Below are 16,209 nucleotides of genomic sequence, written 5' to 3'. Positions count from 1 at the left end.
ACATATTTATCCTATCTTATTAAGAGTATATAAATTATAATACTTTCCACCCTTAGCAATAAGTTCCTCATGACTTCCAAGTTCAATTATCCTTCCATCTTCTATAACCATAATACTATCTGCATCTCTTATGGTACTTAATCTATGAGCTATTATAAAGCTTGTTCTCCCCTTCATTAAATTCAACATAGCTTGCTGAATTCTAAGCTCTGTCCTAGTATCTACGTTACTAGTAGCTTCATCTAATATTAATATTGAAGGATTTGATAATACAGCTCTAGCTATAGCTAATAATTGCTTTTCTCCTGCACTTAAATTGCTACCACCTTCTGAAAGGACTGTGTCATACCCCTCTGGTAGCCTTGATATGAACTTATGAGCATTGGCTATTTTTGCTGCAGATATTATTTCTAAATCTGTTGCAGCCTCTTTTCCATACATAATATTTTCCTTTATTGTTCCAGAAAATAAATAGGTATCTTGAAGTACTATCCCAAAGTTGCTTCTCAAGCTATCTCTTGAATAATCTCTTATATCAACCCCATCAATAGTTATTGATCCTTCAGTTATTTCATAAAATCTAGTTAATAAATTTACTATTGTAGTTTTCCCTGATCCTGTAGCACCAACTATTGCTAAAGATTTACCTTCCTCAACCTTAAAGCTTATATCATGTAATACTATATTATCCTCATTATAACCAAAACTTACATCTTTAAACTCTACGTTTCCTCTTACATTTTTTAATTTTTTACATGCTTTCTTGTCTTCTACTTCTTCCTTTTGGTCCAATACTTCAAATACTCTTTCTGCCCCTGCTAATGCTGATTGTAGGGTATTAAATATATTTGCAATATCATTTAAAGGCCTTACAAACTGTTTGCTATAACTTATAAATGAAGCAATTATACCTATTGTTATCATATTACTAACAGCTAAAATCCCTCCCAATAAAGCTACTACTGCAAATCCAAAATTATTTATTACATTTATTAGTGGCATTAAATATCCAGTCCAAATTTGTGCCTTATATCCCTTTACCCTTAAATCTCTATTTAAATCTTCAAAGGCAGATTTTATTTTTTCTTCATGATTAAAAGCCTTAATAACTTCTAAGCCAGATATACTTTCCTCAATATGTGCGTTTAAATTTCCTAAAGCAACTTGTTGTTCCTTAAAATATATCTTAGTTCTCTTAGCAATGGTTTTTGATAATATAAGAACTAATGGCGCAGTAATAAGTCCTGCTATAGTTAATATAGGACTTAATACAATCATCATTATTAATGAACCTATTATACTTATTGAACTACTCATAAGAGTTGATATTGAAGATGATATTGTAGTACTAATATTATCTATATCATTAGTTAATCTACTCATAATATCTCCATTTAAATTACCATCAAAATATGATGTAGGCAATTTTTGAAGTTTGTCAAAAAAGCCCTTTCTTATATTTTTTACTATTCTTTGAGAGATACCAGCCATAGAAAGTCCCTGAATAAGATTTATACTACTATCAATAACATAAACAGATATTAATATATAAATTATTCTTTTTACAACTGTAAAATCTACATTATTAACACCAACTGATATGACATCTACAGCTTTCCCTATTAAATAAGGAACTAAAAGTAATATTAATGTATCAGCTGCTATTAAGAAAAATATTAGTATAAAAAATCTTTTTTCTCTTCCAAATAATCCCCATAACCTAGATAATGTATTTTTTAAGTTTTTAGGCTTTTCATTGTTACTCATAAACCTACTTGCTTTAGATTTTCCTGAAGTAAAAGTCTTATCACCTGACATTTTCTTCCCCTCACTTATTGTTGCGATTTATAGATATCTTTATAAGTTTCACAATTACTCATTAATTCATCATGGGTACCCTCTCCAACAATCTTCCCATGATCTAATACAATTATCTTATCTGCACTTATTACAGAAGAAATTTTTTGAGCAATTAATATTGTTGTCATATCCTTTGAATATTTCTTTAATGATTTTCTTATTCTATATTCAGTATCAGTATCTAATGCTGATGTTGAATCATCTAATATTAGTATCTCTGGTTTTTTTATAAGCGCTCTCGCTATAGATATTCTTTGCTTTTGTCCTCCTGAAAGATTTGAACCACCTTGTCCAACAATAGAATCATATCCTCTATTAAATCCACTTATAAAAGAATCAGCATCTGCAATTTTACACACTTCTACTATTTCATCGTCTGTGGCATCCTCTTTGCCCCATCTTATATTTTCCTTTATAGTTCCTGAAAAAAGCACTGTCTTTTGTGGAACTATTGAAATCTTAGCCCTTAATTCTTCAAAAGTATACTTTCTTATATCTATTCCATCAATTAATATTCTTCCTAATTTAGCATAATAAAATCTAGGAATTAAATTTACTAATGTAGTTTTTCCACTCCCTGTAGACCCTACAATACCTAATGTCATACCCTTTTCTAAAGTAAATGATATATCATCAATTATAGGATCACCTTTTAATCTTTTATATGAAAATGTAACATTTTCATATTTTATATTTCCTTTTTCTGAAGAATTATAAGTTTTATCCTTTACCTCTTTAACATTATTTTCTTCTAAGAATATCTCATTAATTCTTTCTGATGAAGTTTTCGCACGTATTAAACTTGAGAAAATCATTGTAGTTGACATTAATGCAAATAAAAGCTGCGTCATATAATTAATAAAAGCCACTATCTTACCAACTTGTATAGTTCCTAAATTTACTCTTCTAGCTCCACTCCAAATTATAATAGCTATTGCTATGTTTACTATAAGTGTAATTATAGGATTAAATACAGCCATAAATCTCATAGATGCTATAGACTTACAAGTAAGATCATCATTAACATTTTCAAATTTCTCTTCCTCAAAATCAAAACGATTAAAGGCTTTAACAACTCTTACTCCTCTTAAATACTCTCTAATAACTCCATTTACCTTATCTATAGCTCTTTGAACCTTAAGAAAATACGGATATCCATACCTTAAATTTAAATATATTAATCCACCTACTATTGGAACTATAGTTAATACTATTAATGCCATCTTAAAATCCAACCTTATAGACATTATTATGCATCCTATAGCTAGCAAAGGTGCTCTAACAAATATCCTCATTAACCCATATATAAAGTTTTGTATATTAGTTATATCATTTGTTAACCTTGTTATTAATGAACCTCTTTCAAACTTATCTATATTGTCAAAATCAAAACTTTGTATCTTATTAAATACATCTAATCTAAGCTCTGCTCCAAAATCTTGAGCGACTGTAGTTGCAACTCTATTTCTATTGATAGCTATGAAGGCTCCAAAAATACTTACTCCAATCATTATAAATCCGTACTTTAAAACCATACTCATATCATTTGTAGAAATACCATCATCAATTATAATAGATGTTAATGTAGGTTGAAGTAAGTCACATAAAACTTCAAGCATTACACATCCTATCGCTAAAAAAAACATCTTATAATATTTCTTAAAATATTTGTGTAAAAAGTTCATTATATATTTCTCCCTTCTAGAAAATAAAAACTCTTACCTGTATAACCTTAATACAAGTAGGAGTTTATCTTTTGTGATTTACCTTATGAAATATAGAATTTTAGTAAAATTTTCGCTTATTAATAGTGCAGTATCAGTAGTAAATAATACCTTTTATACATTAGAGAAACTACACTTTATGTGTTATATATTTTTCGATTATAATAGCTATTATTTCTTTTTAACTTTTTCCATTAAGTTGTATTGCTACCAAAAACTTTAAATCAAAATCATTTCTTTCTTAGTATATGATTTGTATAAGTATTTGGAGATAATTCCTCTAAAATGGACTTTTTCATAAAGTAATCTGTCAAAGTCATCTTTCGTGTCTTCCTTTAGACACATAACAATGGCTAGTGGTACCTTTTTGTCTTTTTACAATCAAAAAGTGTATCCGTAAATCCCCTCTTACTTATGACACGGTTCTCTATGACTAATTCTAAATTTCCTATATTCAAATATATTTAACCTTCATTAATTATAATTTTCACGTCCTACTAAATATCTTTATAAACTAACCACTAACTTCTCAATTTTGTAATAATCATTTCATTTACCATAATGACTCTCATAATTTCTCATTTACCACTTACTTACTGATGATTACATCATAAATTCCACTCAGCTAGCTTTTTTCCTATATATTTATATATTGTTATATTGTTATATTGTTATATTTACAAAAATATATAAATATTTATTTTTGCATCTATCTATAAATAAATTAATTATTTCAATTTAAAATATTTAATGGCTATTCCAGGAAAACAATTCTAATTATAATCATAACTATAATAAAAAAATATCGTATTTTCTATTTTGAACTGCACCTTCTCTACTTAACAGAAGGAAGTTCATCTTTGAATAATACGATATTTCTATAAGGTAATAACAATCTATTCTTTCTAATATTTTTACATATTATTTGTTAAACCATTCATTAGGCAATTGGTTGAAATAATGAACAGAAAATTCTATAACATTATAATCTTGTAGACCAAAAACCTTAAAAGGTTCTTCAGACAAATACCCCTCTACCTCTTCAATAGATTCTGCTTTCATAACAAATATTCCACCACTCATATCATCTTTTAGCCCAGACATTAATATTAATCCTTTATCCATTGCTTTTTGGGTATAAGCCATGTGTTTTTTCATAATATCATCATTAATTAGACTAGAATCTTTAAGCATACCTTCAACAATAAAATATTTCATTTGCTCCCATCCTCCTATAACTATTATACGGTCTCTATTTCCTTATTTTTAATATTCCCCTGATTTAATACACTATTAGTCTTTTTTGCAATTTCCTCTTCATCACCTAAATAATGCTTTTCTATAACCCTAAAATCATCATCAAATTCATATACTAATGGAATTCCTGTAGGTATATTTACTTCTAATATTTCTTCTTCTGAAAGATTTTCAAAATATTTTACTAGTGACCTTATTGAATTACCGTGTGCTACAATTAATACTCTTTTGCCTGATAGCATGTCCTTTTTTATAACATTATTAAAATAAGGAACAACTCTATTTATTGTGTCTTCTAAACTTTCACAAAGGGGTAATTCATGTCTATTTATACCACTATATTGTACTTGCTTTTTAGGATTCTGATTGCTTGTCTCATCTAAAACTGGAGGTCTTACAGAAAATGATCTTCTCCATATTTTAACTTGCTTTTCTCCATATTTCTTAGCAGTCTCAGCTTTGTTTAATCCTTGTAATGCACCATAATGCCTTTCATTTAATTTGTATGATTTAACAACTGGAAGCCAATCTCTATTCATTTCTTCTAATACTAAATTTAAAGTATGGATAGCTCTCTTTAAATAAGAAGTATAACAAACATCAAAATCGATTTCTTCTTCCTTTAAAGCTTTTCCAGCTAATATTGCTTCTTTTTTTCCTTCTGGAGATAAATCTACATCACTCCACCCTGTAAATAAGTTTAATTTATTCCATTCACTTTCTCCATGTCTTATAATAACCAATCTCATAGCTTACCCTCCTTATCTATGATAATGCTACATCTAAAATCATCATAATTACAAAGCCTATAGAAAAAGCTATTGCACTAATATCCGATGAATTTCCTTCTGCCGCTTCAGGGATTAACTCTTCAACTACAACAAATATCATTGCTCCTGCTGCAAAAGAAAGAAGATACGGCATTACAGGAGTAATAATACTAGAAAATGCTATTGTGATTGCTGCTCCTATAGGTTCTACTATCCCTGATAAAGCACCATAAAGAAATGCTTTATTTTTACTTAACCCTTCACTTTTAAGAGGCATTGATATTATTGCACCTTCAGGAAAGTTTTGTATTGCTATTCCTATAGAAAGTGCAAAAGCAGAAGCAAGAGTTATTGTATCTCCTCCATTTAGGATTGATGCAAATACAACTCCCACAGCCATCCCCTCTGGAATATTATGAAGTACTACCGCTAATACAAGCTTTGTAGTCTTTTTTAAACTATATTTATTTGTACCTTCTGGTTTATCACTATCTACATGAAGATGTGGGATTACTTTATCTAAAGAAAATAAAAATATAATTCCACTCATTACTCCAACTGCTGCTGGAACGAAAGAAAGCTTCCCCATTCCACTAGACATATCTATTGCAGGAATAATTAATGACCATACTGCCGCTGCCATCATAACGCCAGAAGCAAATCCAAGAAGTATTTTATTAATCTTCTTATTCATTTCTTTCTTCATGGCATAAACACCAGCCGCACCTAATGATGTACCTAATAGTGGAATTAAAATTCCTATTAAAACATTCATTTCCTTCTCCCCCTTTATATAAAATCAATTTAGCCTATTTTTATTAGCTAATAATTTCTATTAATTAATATTTTATACATATTCCTCTTACTTATCAAGCATTTAATCTAATTCTTTTTATTTTATTACAATAATGTATGTATTTAGAAATCAATTGACAATTAATAATAACCATAATATCCAAAATAATAAAAAATGACAGTACTTTTTTATACTGTCATTTTATAATATCTTATTCTTTTCTTAAAATATCTAATGTATGAGCACTTGCGCCTAGTAAATCCGCTCTTTCACAAGTTGAAAGGTGGTACTCAATAAAAAGTTTATATGTTTCTTCATCCATAGAATTTAGAATTGGACGCATATAGTTAGCTGGACCATCAGCGGATATCAGCTTTATTCTTTTTATTCCTGCACCTTCATTAACTTTATCAATATCTTCAATTCTTACATAATCATATAAATCCTCTGGCTCTGAAATAACATGAAAATCTTTACTCACCTTACCCTTTGCAATAGACTCTTTTATATGGTTTTCTTTAAATCCATATGTTAATATGCTATATTCATTCATACAATAAGCTACTAAGATAACACCACCCACCTTTGTTACTCTCTTAGCTTCTTGTAGTGCTTTTATTTTATCCTCAATTGTATATAAATGATACATTGGTCCAAACACTAATGTCATATCAAATGTATTTTCTGAGAATCTTGATAAGTCTAATGCAGTTCCTTGATAAGCTTTAACAGTGCTTCCCTTTGACTTTAAAACACCTAAATTATGCTTTACAAGTTCCACCGCTGTAACATCATATCCTTCATTAGCTAGTTGAACAGAATATCTTCCAGTCCCTGCACCTACATCTAAAATCTTGGCATTCTGATTTTCCTTTAAATATTCATGAATATACTTCATAGATGTTATATATTCCACTTGTCCATGCTTTCTAGTTAATCTTTTATCTTCACAAAATTTATTATAGTATTTCTCTAATTCTACTGTCATATTATCATGTCCCTCATTTATAATATTTAGAAATTACAAGCTATAGGGCTCTTAATTTCTAAGAATTATTATACTACATTTTTTAAAGGATCAATAACTTCTATAAATTTAAACTCATTATCTTCAAATTCAAACTTTAAAATACAACAATTAGTAAATTTTATTGGTTCTCTCTTAGAAATATCTTCCCATTTTCTTAAGAACATAAAACATGCACCACCATGACTTACAGCTAGTACAGTTTCATGATCTTCCTTATTCATAATTTCTGTAAGAGTTTTATTCATTCTTTTTTGAACTTCTAAATCTTCTTCACCATTATACTGGACAAAAAAATCTCCATAGGTTCCACCTTTTCTATTCTTAGGATTCAAATCCTCACTTTCTCCTTCAAAAGTTCCAAAATTCCATTCTTTTAACCCTTTAAGTCTAACATATTCCATATCTGTAATTATCTCTAATGTATCACATGCTCTTTCTTGAGTTGATGAATATGCATGATCAAATTCTATGCCATTTTCCTTAAAATAATCCTTGGCTAAGGTTGCTTGTCTAATTCCCTCTTGTGTCAAAGGCGAGTCACAAGCACCTTGAACCTTTCTTCTTAAATTAAATAAAGTTTGTCCATGTCTCATTAAATAAAGTGTTTTCTTCATTGTAACCTCCCAATATTAAATATGCATCCCTATAATTTTACTACTTTAAGTGAACTCTAAGTCAATACAAAAGCCAATGATATTTTTATCATTAGCCTATAATTACTCTTGCATTATTTTTCTTTTTAATATTACAGCTCTAATACACTCATATTTAATATAATCTGGTAAAGATTTTTTAATAACTTGAATTTTATCTATTCCATGTTTATTTATAGCATTTAATATTATTTCTTCATCCTCTTTATTGTAGTATTTATCTAAATCTATTTTTATACTGTTATCACCAGTAGACTTTATATAATCTGTAACATATCCAAGGATTGTTGAAATTGATATTTCCATATCTTCTGATACACTTTCTATTTCCTCACACATATTAAGTCTATCTAAGGTTATTTCTGATGCACTTCTAGTTTCTCCATCTATAATAAGCTTCTTTCTCTTCTTCTCTTTCCAAGTAGGATTAAGACCCTTTTCAATAATATAATTATCTACTTCTTCAATTATTGAATCACCATATCCCTCTATTTTCTTTGGCCCAATTCCTCCTATATCCTTAAGCTTATCTAGGGTATTGGGATAACGTCCACTTATCTCTTTTAAGGTATTTTTACTTAAAATCATTGATACAGGAAGGTTTAGCTTATTTGCAAAGCCTTCTCTTAATTTAATAAGTCTTTCTAATAATTCTTTATCACTATTAACTTCAAAATAATCATCTTCTATTTCTTCAGTCTCTTTATTATCTATAGCTACTTCCTTTTTTATATTATTAGCTATAACATACTCCTTAATAATTTCTATAAATCTTTCTCCATATCTTTCATACTTAATTTCTCCAACACCAGATATCTTAAGCATTTCCTCTTTATCTATAGGATACTTAATACTCATCTCTCTTAAGGTTCCATCACCAAATATCATATATGGAGCCTTCTTTTCCTCTTGTGCTATTTCACGTCTTAATAAAGATAACTTATCAAACAAATCATTAATTTCTACTCTATTACTTTCAATATTAACATCCTTTAATAGAACTTTAATTTCTCCTTTTACAACCTTATAAGATAAATTATTTAAAGCAACTGTAGAAAACTCCTCATTTACTTCTAAATATCCATGAGCAATTAAAATATTAATAAACTCCTTTAACCCATCACTAGAGTATTCTTTCATTATTCCATAAGTACTTAATTCATTAAATCCTAGATTTAAAAGTTTTTTATTCTTAGAACCTCTAAGAACATCTACTATCATACCAACTCCAAAACTTCTTTTCATTTTATGAATACAGGATATAACTTTTTGAGCATCTATAGTTTTATCCCTAACCTCACCTTTATTTAAACAGTTACTACAATTATCACATTCGCCTTCATAGGTATCACCAAAATAATCCAAAATATATTTTCTATAGCAACTATTTATATAAACTAAACTCATCATTTGTTGAAGCTTTTTATATTGTTTGTTCTTTCTTAAAGGGTCTTCTGTACTTACTTCAATTAAATATTTTTGAGTAATAACATCTGCTGGTGAAAAAAGCATAATACACTCACTTGGTTCACCATCTCTACCAGCTCTTCCTATCTCTTGATAATACCCCTCAATATTCTTAGGCATATTATAATGAATAACATACCTTATGTTAGGCTTATCAATACCCATTCCAAAAGCATTTGTTGCAACTATTATATTGGTATCATCATTTATAAACTCTTCCTGACTTTTTATTCTTTCATCATTTGATAAACCAGCGTGATATTTTCCAACGCTAATCTTATTTTTCTTTAATAAGTCATATATACTCTCAACTTCTTTTCTTGTAGCAGCATATATTATCCCTGAATCTTTAGGATTATTTTTAATGTAGTTAACTAAAAACTTCTTTTTATCTGAGCCCTTAACAATGTTTATTCTTAAGTTCTCCCTATCAAATCCAGTAACAAATATCTTAGGTTCCCTAAGTTTTAATAAATTTATAATATCATTTCTTACTTCTTCAGATGCTGTAGCTGTAAATGCTGTTATTATTGGTCTATCTACAAGCTTAGCAATAAATGTTGAAATCCCTTTATAACTAACCCTAAAATCATGTCCCCATTGAGACACACAGTGAGCTTCATCAATGGCTACTTGAGCTATCTTCATTTGAGCTATAACTGTAATAAATTCATTTGAGTTTAGTCTTTCAGGCGCAACATATATAATTTTATATTTATTATTTACAATTCCATTTATAACCTCATTAAACTCATAGGTAGACAAAGAACTATTTAAAAATGCCGAGTTAAGACCTACTGAATTTAATGTATCCACTTGGTCTTTCATAAGAGATATAAGAGGTGAAATTACTATTGTTATCCCATCTAACATTAAAGCTGGAATTTGGTAACAAAGTGACTTCCCTCCCCCTGTTGGCATAATAGCAAGCGCATCATTTCCTTTTAATATCTCATCTATTATTTTTTCCTGTCCTCTTCTAAAACTCTTATATCCAAAGTATTTTTCTAATATTTCTAATTTATTAATGGCCAATACTATTCCCCTACTCTCATACTATGTCTTATTTTAATTCATTTCCTCTTAATCTCTTATTATACTACTATACTAAAAATACTTATAGCTTTCCATTAAACCACCCTTTTAACTCATCTACTCCTCCTAATGTATCATATCTATCCTTTTCAATATTTCCTTCAAAGTATATTATTGTTGGAACGCTTTCAACTTTTACTTCTTTTAATATTTCCTTCATTAATTCATTATTTTCGTTTCTAGCTTTATCTGTATCAAATAAATATATTTTTTCTTGTGAATTCTTATCTAATACTTCCTTCAGATTTTCATCTAGTTGAAGACATCTATCACATGTTTTTCTTGAAAAATATATTATTTTATCCTTATTTTCTTTTATTAAATTTGATATTTCAAATACCGATACACTCTTAAAATTTAATTCTTCAACTGTTTCTACATTCTGTGTTTCTTTTTTATCCTCAATATCATTATTAGTACATGCTATAGCTCCAAACATTAAACATATAGATAGTGATATAAAAATAAATTTCTTCATAAATACTCCTCCATTATGTATAAAAGGAGGATACTATGCTATCCTCCTCTAATTTTATTCTACTGTCTTTTTCTTTCTAAAATATAGACTAGCTAATCCTGCAATTACAACTAATGATCCAAATAAAAGTATTTTACTTCCTTGTGTATCACCAGTCTTAACAGTTTCACCATCACTATTATCCCCTGATGGATTTGAAGGTTTTGATGGTTCTTCTTTGTCAACACTTGGATCTACTGTTTTTTTCTCAAGAGCTTTTATGGAATCATCTAATGCTTTTAATACATTATCTACCTCTTCTTGTGCAGCATATTCATTATTTAATACAGTTTTTGCATTATTTAATTCCTCTTTAAGTGCTTGTATAGTTTCTTCTGTATATTCTACATTGCTTTCAATAATAGAATTTGCTCTATTAATTACATCCACTAAATCCTTAATATTAACTAATTCTGTAATTGAATTTATTAAATTTAATTTAGCATTATCTATATCATCTTGAGATACACTTGCTAAGTCGTTTAATATATCTTTTGCTTTTTCTAATGCTTCTATAAATTTACCATAACTTGCTTTTGTATAATTTTCTTCTACATATTTATTAGAAGATGCCACTAATTCTTCCAAATCAGTTATATCAGGAACATTATAGTCATTTATTGTTACTATTTCATATATAGTAGGAGCTATACCTTGCCAATCAATCCTAATTTCAAAAATATTATCATACTTAGTATTTACAAGTTCAGTTAAGCTTTTATTTAAAATTCCAAGCTCATTCCAAATAGCTTCTCCATATTCATTATATCCTGTTCTAACCATAACCTTTGCATTTGATATAGAATTTCCACCTTGAACAATATTTATCTTCTTAACATCAGTCTTTTCAGATAAACGATAAGTTAAACTTCCTGATTTTATTTTATCACTATTTGTATTTGGCTTATATGCTGTAGTTAAATCTCCATCATTTATATTTCTTGGTGAAAATCCTTCTAACTCTATTGGATTTGATATATAAGTTGGGTCATTAATAGTTGAAATATATTCGCCATCATTTATTAAAATTTCACTTATTTTAACCCATCTATACTTATAATCTGCAGTAAACAATATTCTTAAATACCTAGCTTCTTTACTTGTATCCAACTCTCCCCTTACAAAAGCATGGGAAATTGGTACTATTGTTGTGCTATCTCCATGAGAATATCCAGCTTCAACTGGTTTAGAGTTTATATCACTATTATCATTCTCTTTTCCATCACCAATAGTAATTACATCTGTCCAACTTTCACCATCATTAGATATTTGGAATTTAGCATCTCTTAAATAATCTTTTTCTGTATCTAGCACAGCATAAGTAAGGTTCTTCACATCAATTGTTTGACCCAAATCAAATACTATACTTCCATCTTTTATTGGGGATGCATCAAATGATACTGAAGTACTAAAGTTTTTATCAAATATACTTCTAACTTTACCATTAATTTTAGTAAATGTTGATTCTAAAGATGGTTCATATATTTCGTTAGATTTAACTTCAAATTTATTTAAATTAAATATTACATCCTTACTAGCTAATAATCTTACATATCTAGCATCCTGTAATTTACTATTATCATTCATTGTTATATTGGTCCACTCTACTCCATTCATAGATGTTTGTAAACTTAAGCCATCTTCATTTGATACCTCTACTAAAATTTCACTTAAATCTTTAATCCTATTTAATTTAACTCCTATATATTCCTTTGCATGTAATATTATATTCTCTTTCGGATTTAATTTAGTTAATCCCTCATTTTCAAAAGTTGATAAAAGTTCTAAATTAGTATTAGTATAAACATTTTTTGTTGATGCATCTGCGCCATGCTTTTCAACACTGATTTCTGATAATATTATCCACTTATGAAGGTCTACTTCATTAGTTAATCTAATATATCTAGCTTCTTTTCCATCAAAGTTTTCCTCAATAACATCTTGTCCAGAATCTTTACCACTATATTCTTTAAACTTTGTCCAATTTAAATTATCTGTTGAATACTCTAGTTTATAATTACTCCATTTATCAGATGAACCACTTCTTCCAAGTACAAATCTAACCTTTCCAATTGGAATTACTCTTCCCAAATCAACTCCAACGAAATCTCCAGCATAAGTCATATCTCCATCATTAGTTTTATACCAAACATCTGTAGAATCATCACCATCAAATAAATTAGACTCACTACCTGAATAAATTCCTTTCCAAGTTGAAGTTCTTATTACAGTTGGATTAATATCTGGTTGCTCTACAATATTCTCTTTATTAACTGTAATATCTTTAATTCCAAACCAAGTATTGACTCTAGATTTAGTTGCAGTAACACGAATTCCCATTGCATCTAAGTTTAATCCATCTATAACAATTTTTTGTGGCATAGAATAGAGTTTGCCTTGTTCTAAATCTAACCAACTTTTCCCGTCTAATGTGTATTGAATCTTAGCTTCTTGCATTGTATCATTTGGATTTGAAATAGCTCCTAAGGAGAATTCTATATCTTTAATATTAATTACTTTATTATATTTAACTCCAATGTAAGTTCCTTCTGATATTGTATTCGGATTCTTGTAAACAATTTCTGTAGAAGGATTATTATCCAAAATATTATTTAAATCTCCTGTTGGAGTATCAGTTCTATTAGTTATAACTGTAGTGATAACCTTAGATGGATCAACTATACCAGAAACTATTGGAGATAAAAAAGATTGCATATTGTTTATAAAAGGTACAATATGTTGAACACCTACTTCTGCATATTCTGTATGGTCTACATAATTAAATCCATAAGTTTTTGATTTCTCCAGTGACGATTGAGCTTCTGAATAATGAGACCATAATTCACTTCTATTATCCTCTTCATTTGCAATAATAGCTTTTAAGTATTCAATTGCTGCAGTTGTTGTATCTTCCCAACAATTTAACCAATAAATAATTTGGTCTCTTGTTTTTCTATTTCCTGGATTACTCTTATAATAATTAGCTGCATCTTTAATTTTTGTAAATTCCTCTATTAATAATAATGCATCCTCTTTAACATTAACTCCAGAATCACACTTTTCCTTAAAAGCCTTTAATTTTGGAGCTAATTCAATAGATTCTTGTAATGCTGTAACACGATTGTCCATATTTTGATTTATCATGTGTTTACTTATTTCACGCAAAGCAGCTGAAGCTTCTGTCTCTATTGCTGTATTATGATCCATATATTTAAAAGAATCATTCCAGTTCTTATCTGCTTGCTCCTTTGTCTTCCATATATTCCATGAATAATCTGCAACTGCAAATAGAGCTGATTTATTTGCTTCTGATTGCTGCATTGGGTTTAACATTATTCCTTCTATAAGTGTTGGATCAACACCTGGATGTAAGAATGTATCATTACCTCCCATTATTAAATGGCTCTTTGAATTATCAGAACATGGCCAATTAATCCAATAATATGGGGATCTACCTGTGTTATTCTTAAATGTTTGAGAGAAATTTTGAGTTACTTCTCCCCATATCCTTCCGCCTGTTTGTACAAGTTGTACATTTTCTGGTGCTTCTTTTAAAGATGTAAACTCAGCACCTGATCCATTCCCCATATAATCATAAGGAACATATGGTAATGTAGTTTTCATATCAGGATATTCAAGCTTTACTTCATTTTCTAACCAATTAGTTATATCATTTACTAATCTAAGACCTAGTTCTCCACCTGGATTAGCAAAATCATCTGCCAATATGGCAACTTGTCTAACCCCTTGATCAATAACTTGCTTAAGTTTAGATTTTAAATCCACTAAATCCTTCTGATATCCAGCTTCATCTTTTCCTATTCCAAAAGCATCATTTCCTGGAAATGGATGAATTCCATAAACAAATCTACATTTAGAAGCATTACCTGCATCTGCTAATTGTTTGATCCACTTAAGCTCATCTTCAGTATATAGCGAACGCCATTGAACTCTATGTTTTGGATCATCCTTTGGCGCATAAAAATAAGCATTTAACTTATAATATCCACCATAAGTCATAAGATCTGCTCTATCTTGAACTGACCAAGGATTTCCATAGTAACCTTCTATAAACCCACGAGTTACTACATTTGCATAATCTTCTATTTTAAAGTTTCTTATTTCATTATCAGTTACTTGATTAAATATATGATATAAAGTTGTTAATCCATAAAATGCAGAATCTGTATCTTTTCCAAGAACAGTAATAACATTATTATCAGATACTAAAAAATAAGAATCTGTTTTACTAAAAAGATTTTCTGTTAATAAAGTATATTTCTCTGCATACCTATCAACAGCTTCACCAGAACCATAAACCCCTACTAAAATATTAGTTTTTCCATTTATAATTTGGTTTGAATCTGAAACTTCATAAGAAATGCTATGAGCTTTTAGTATCTCATCTTCAAGTCTAGACTTAGTATAATTATCTATCCCTTTCTCATAAACAACGTTTACATCACTACCAAAATTAAAACTTCCTTCTTCATATTCTACACTCTGTGGTGAAGGATATATCTCATAGTCAGTATTAACCTTTTCAATAGCTGTTACTTTTATATCACTAGTTTCAGCTGATACACTTATTGCACCTAGCATATTAGATATCACCATAACACCTATAATCATTGCAGATAAATATCTTTTTGATTTTCTTATCATACCACTCTTCTCCTTTCTTTTTATTTTTATGGGTTTACTTTAATCTCAATACCTGATTGTACTTGTATCATAGAGTAAGACTCTTACTTTAACATTGTTTTTTCTTCTTAAAATCAACACCTCCTTATTCCTATATATTTTACTCTTAGACAATACTATCTTTAAGAAGTAGTATTTGTTAAGTATTTAGGCATAGTTTATTTGTATAATACCTATAATAAAATTTATATCATACATGGGATTTTTTTACATTGCATAAATAAGTTAAAATTTTATACTTTTTATTTTGGACAAATATTCAATACTATAAAATCATATACCTTCTCTTAATAAAAAGAACCTCCTTATAATTCTTTTATTATAAGGAAGCTCTTT

Annotated in this window: 10 protein-coding genes; all 10 read right to left on the bottom strand. The window is 28.7% G+C overall.

The annotated features are described in order from the left end of the window. Positions 1 to 6: 6 nt before the first annotated feature. The 10 genes from DR024_RS03160 to DR024_RS03115 all read right to left on the bottom strand — a co-directional run bounded on the left by DR024_RS03160 (position 7) and on the right by DR024_RS03115 (position 15,834). Positions 7 to 1,818, bottom strand: coding sequence for an ABC transporter ATP-binding protein (locus DR024_RS03160; RefSeq protein ID WP_034865781.1), 1,812 nt, complete (start codon positions 1,816 to 1,818; stop codon positions 7 to 9). A gap of 14 nt (positions 1,819 to 1,832) precedes the next feature. Continuing rightward, positions 1,833 to 3,545: an ABC transporter ATP-binding protein gene (locus DR024_RS03155; RefSeq protein WP_111918147.1), complete on the bottom strand. Its 1,713-nt coding sequence runs from the start codon at positions 3,543 to 3,545 to the stop codon at positions 1,833 to 1,835. A 960-nt stretch (positions 3,546 to 4,505) separates the two neighbouring features. Beyond that, on the bottom strand, positions 4,506 to 4,802 hold the full coding sequence (locus DR024_RS03150) for a YciI family protein (RefSeq protein ID WP_027096741.1): 297 nt from the start codon (positions 4,800 to 4,802) through the stop codon (positions 4,506 to 4,508). A 23-nt stretch (positions 4,803 to 4,825) separates the two neighbouring features. Beyond that, on the bottom strand, positions 4,826 to 5,590 hold the full coding sequence (gene gpmA, locus DR024_RS03145) for a 2,3-diphosphoglycerate-dependent phosphoglycerate mutase (protein ID WP_027096742.1): 765 nt from the start codon (positions 5,588 to 5,590) through the stop codon (positions 4,826 to 4,828). 16 nt (positions 5,591 to 5,606) lie between these two features. Beyond that, on the bottom strand, positions 5,607 to 6,386 hold the full coding sequence (locus tag DR024_RS03140; protein WP_027096743.1) for a ZIP family metal transporter: 780 nt from the start codon (positions 6,384 to 6,386) through the stop codon (positions 5,607 to 5,609). Positions 6,387 to 6,618: 232 nt separating this feature from the next. After that, positions 6,619 to 7,395 carry a class I SAM-dependent methyltransferase gene (locus tag DR024_RS03135; RefSeq protein ID WP_027096744.1) on the bottom strand — a complete coding sequence of 259 codons (777 nt, stop codon included), beginning with the start codon at positions 7,393 to 7,395 and terminating at the stop codon, positions 6,619 to 6,621. 68 nt (positions 7,396 to 7,463) lie between these two features. Next, a complete protein-coding gene (locus DR024_RS03130) occupies positions 7,464 to 8,051 on the bottom strand; it encodes a histidine phosphatase family protein (RefSeq protein ID WP_027096745.1) in 588 nt (195 codons plus the stop codon). Between the two features lie 102 nt (positions 8,052 to 8,153). Continuing rightward, positions 8,154 to 10,592, bottom strand: coding sequence for a DNA helicase RecQ (recQ, locus tag DR024_RS03125; RefSeq protein WP_055253375.1), 2,439 nt, complete (start codon positions 10,590 to 10,592; stop codon positions 8,154 to 8,156). 82 nt (positions 10,593 to 10,674) lie between these two features. After that, positions 10,675 to 11,130, bottom strand: coding sequence for a thioredoxin family protein (locus DR024_RS03120; protein WP_055253373.1), 456 nt, complete (start codon positions 11,128 to 11,130; stop codon positions 10,675 to 10,677). A 54-nt stretch (positions 11,131 to 11,184) separates the two neighbouring features. After that, positions 11,185 to 15,834 (bottom strand): beta-N-acetylglucosaminidase domain-containing protein, encoded by a 4,650-nt coding sequence (locus DR024_RS03115; protein ID WP_082422330.1) that lies wholly within the window; start codon positions 15,832 to 15,834, stop codon positions 11,185 to 11,187. Between the last annotated feature and the right edge of the window lie 375 nt (positions 15,835 to 16,209).

The organism is Clostridium paraputrificum (assembly GCF_900447045.1).
In the GTDB taxonomy this organism is placed as follows: Bacteria; Bacillota; Clostridia; order Clostridiales; family Clostridiaceae; genus Clostridium; species Clostridium paraputrificum.
The sequence above is the reverse complement of the archived record's forward strand: the minus strand, read 5'-3'. Positions and strand labels throughout refer to the sequence as shown.

What these genes read in the sequence shown, in the direction of transcription:
- DR024_RS03160 (WP_034865781.1), bottom strand. Translation starts at nt 1,818, where the DNA reads ATGTCAGGTGATAAGACTTTTACTTCAGGAAAATCTAAAGCAAGTAGG.
- DR024_RS03155 (WP_111918147.1), bottom strand. Translation starts at nt 3,545, where the DNA reads ATGAACTTTTTACACAAATATTTTAAGAAATATTATAAGATGTTTTTT.
- DR024_RS03150 (WP_027096741.1), bottom strand. Translation starts at nt 4,802, where the DNA reads ATGAAATATTTTATTGTTGAAGGTATGCTTAAAGATTCTAGTCTAATT.
- gpmA (WP_027096742.1), bottom strand. Translation starts at nt 5,590, where the DNA reads ATGAGATTGGTTATTATAAGACATGGAGAAAGTGAATGGAATAAATTA.
- DR024_RS03140 (WP_027096743.1), bottom strand. Translation starts at nt 6,386, where the DNA reads ATGAATGTTTTAATAGGAATTTTAATTCCACTATTAGGTACATCATTA.
- DR024_RS03135 (WP_027096744.1), bottom strand. Translation starts at nt 7,395, where the DNA reads ATGACAGTAGAATTAGAGAAATACTATAATAAATTTTGTGAAGATAAA.
- DR024_RS03130 (WP_027096745.1), bottom strand. Translation starts at nt 8,051, where the DNA reads ATGAAGAAAACACTTTATTTAATGAGACATGGACAAACTTTATTTAAT.
- DR024_RS03120 (WP_055253373.1), bottom strand. Translation starts at nt 11,130, where the DNA reads ATGAAGAAATTTATTTTTATATCACTATCTATATGTTTAATGTTTGGA.
- DR024_RS03115 (WP_082422330.1), bottom strand. Translation starts at nt 15,834, where the DNA reads ATGATAAGAAAATCAAAAAGATATTTATCTGCAATGATTATAGGTGTT.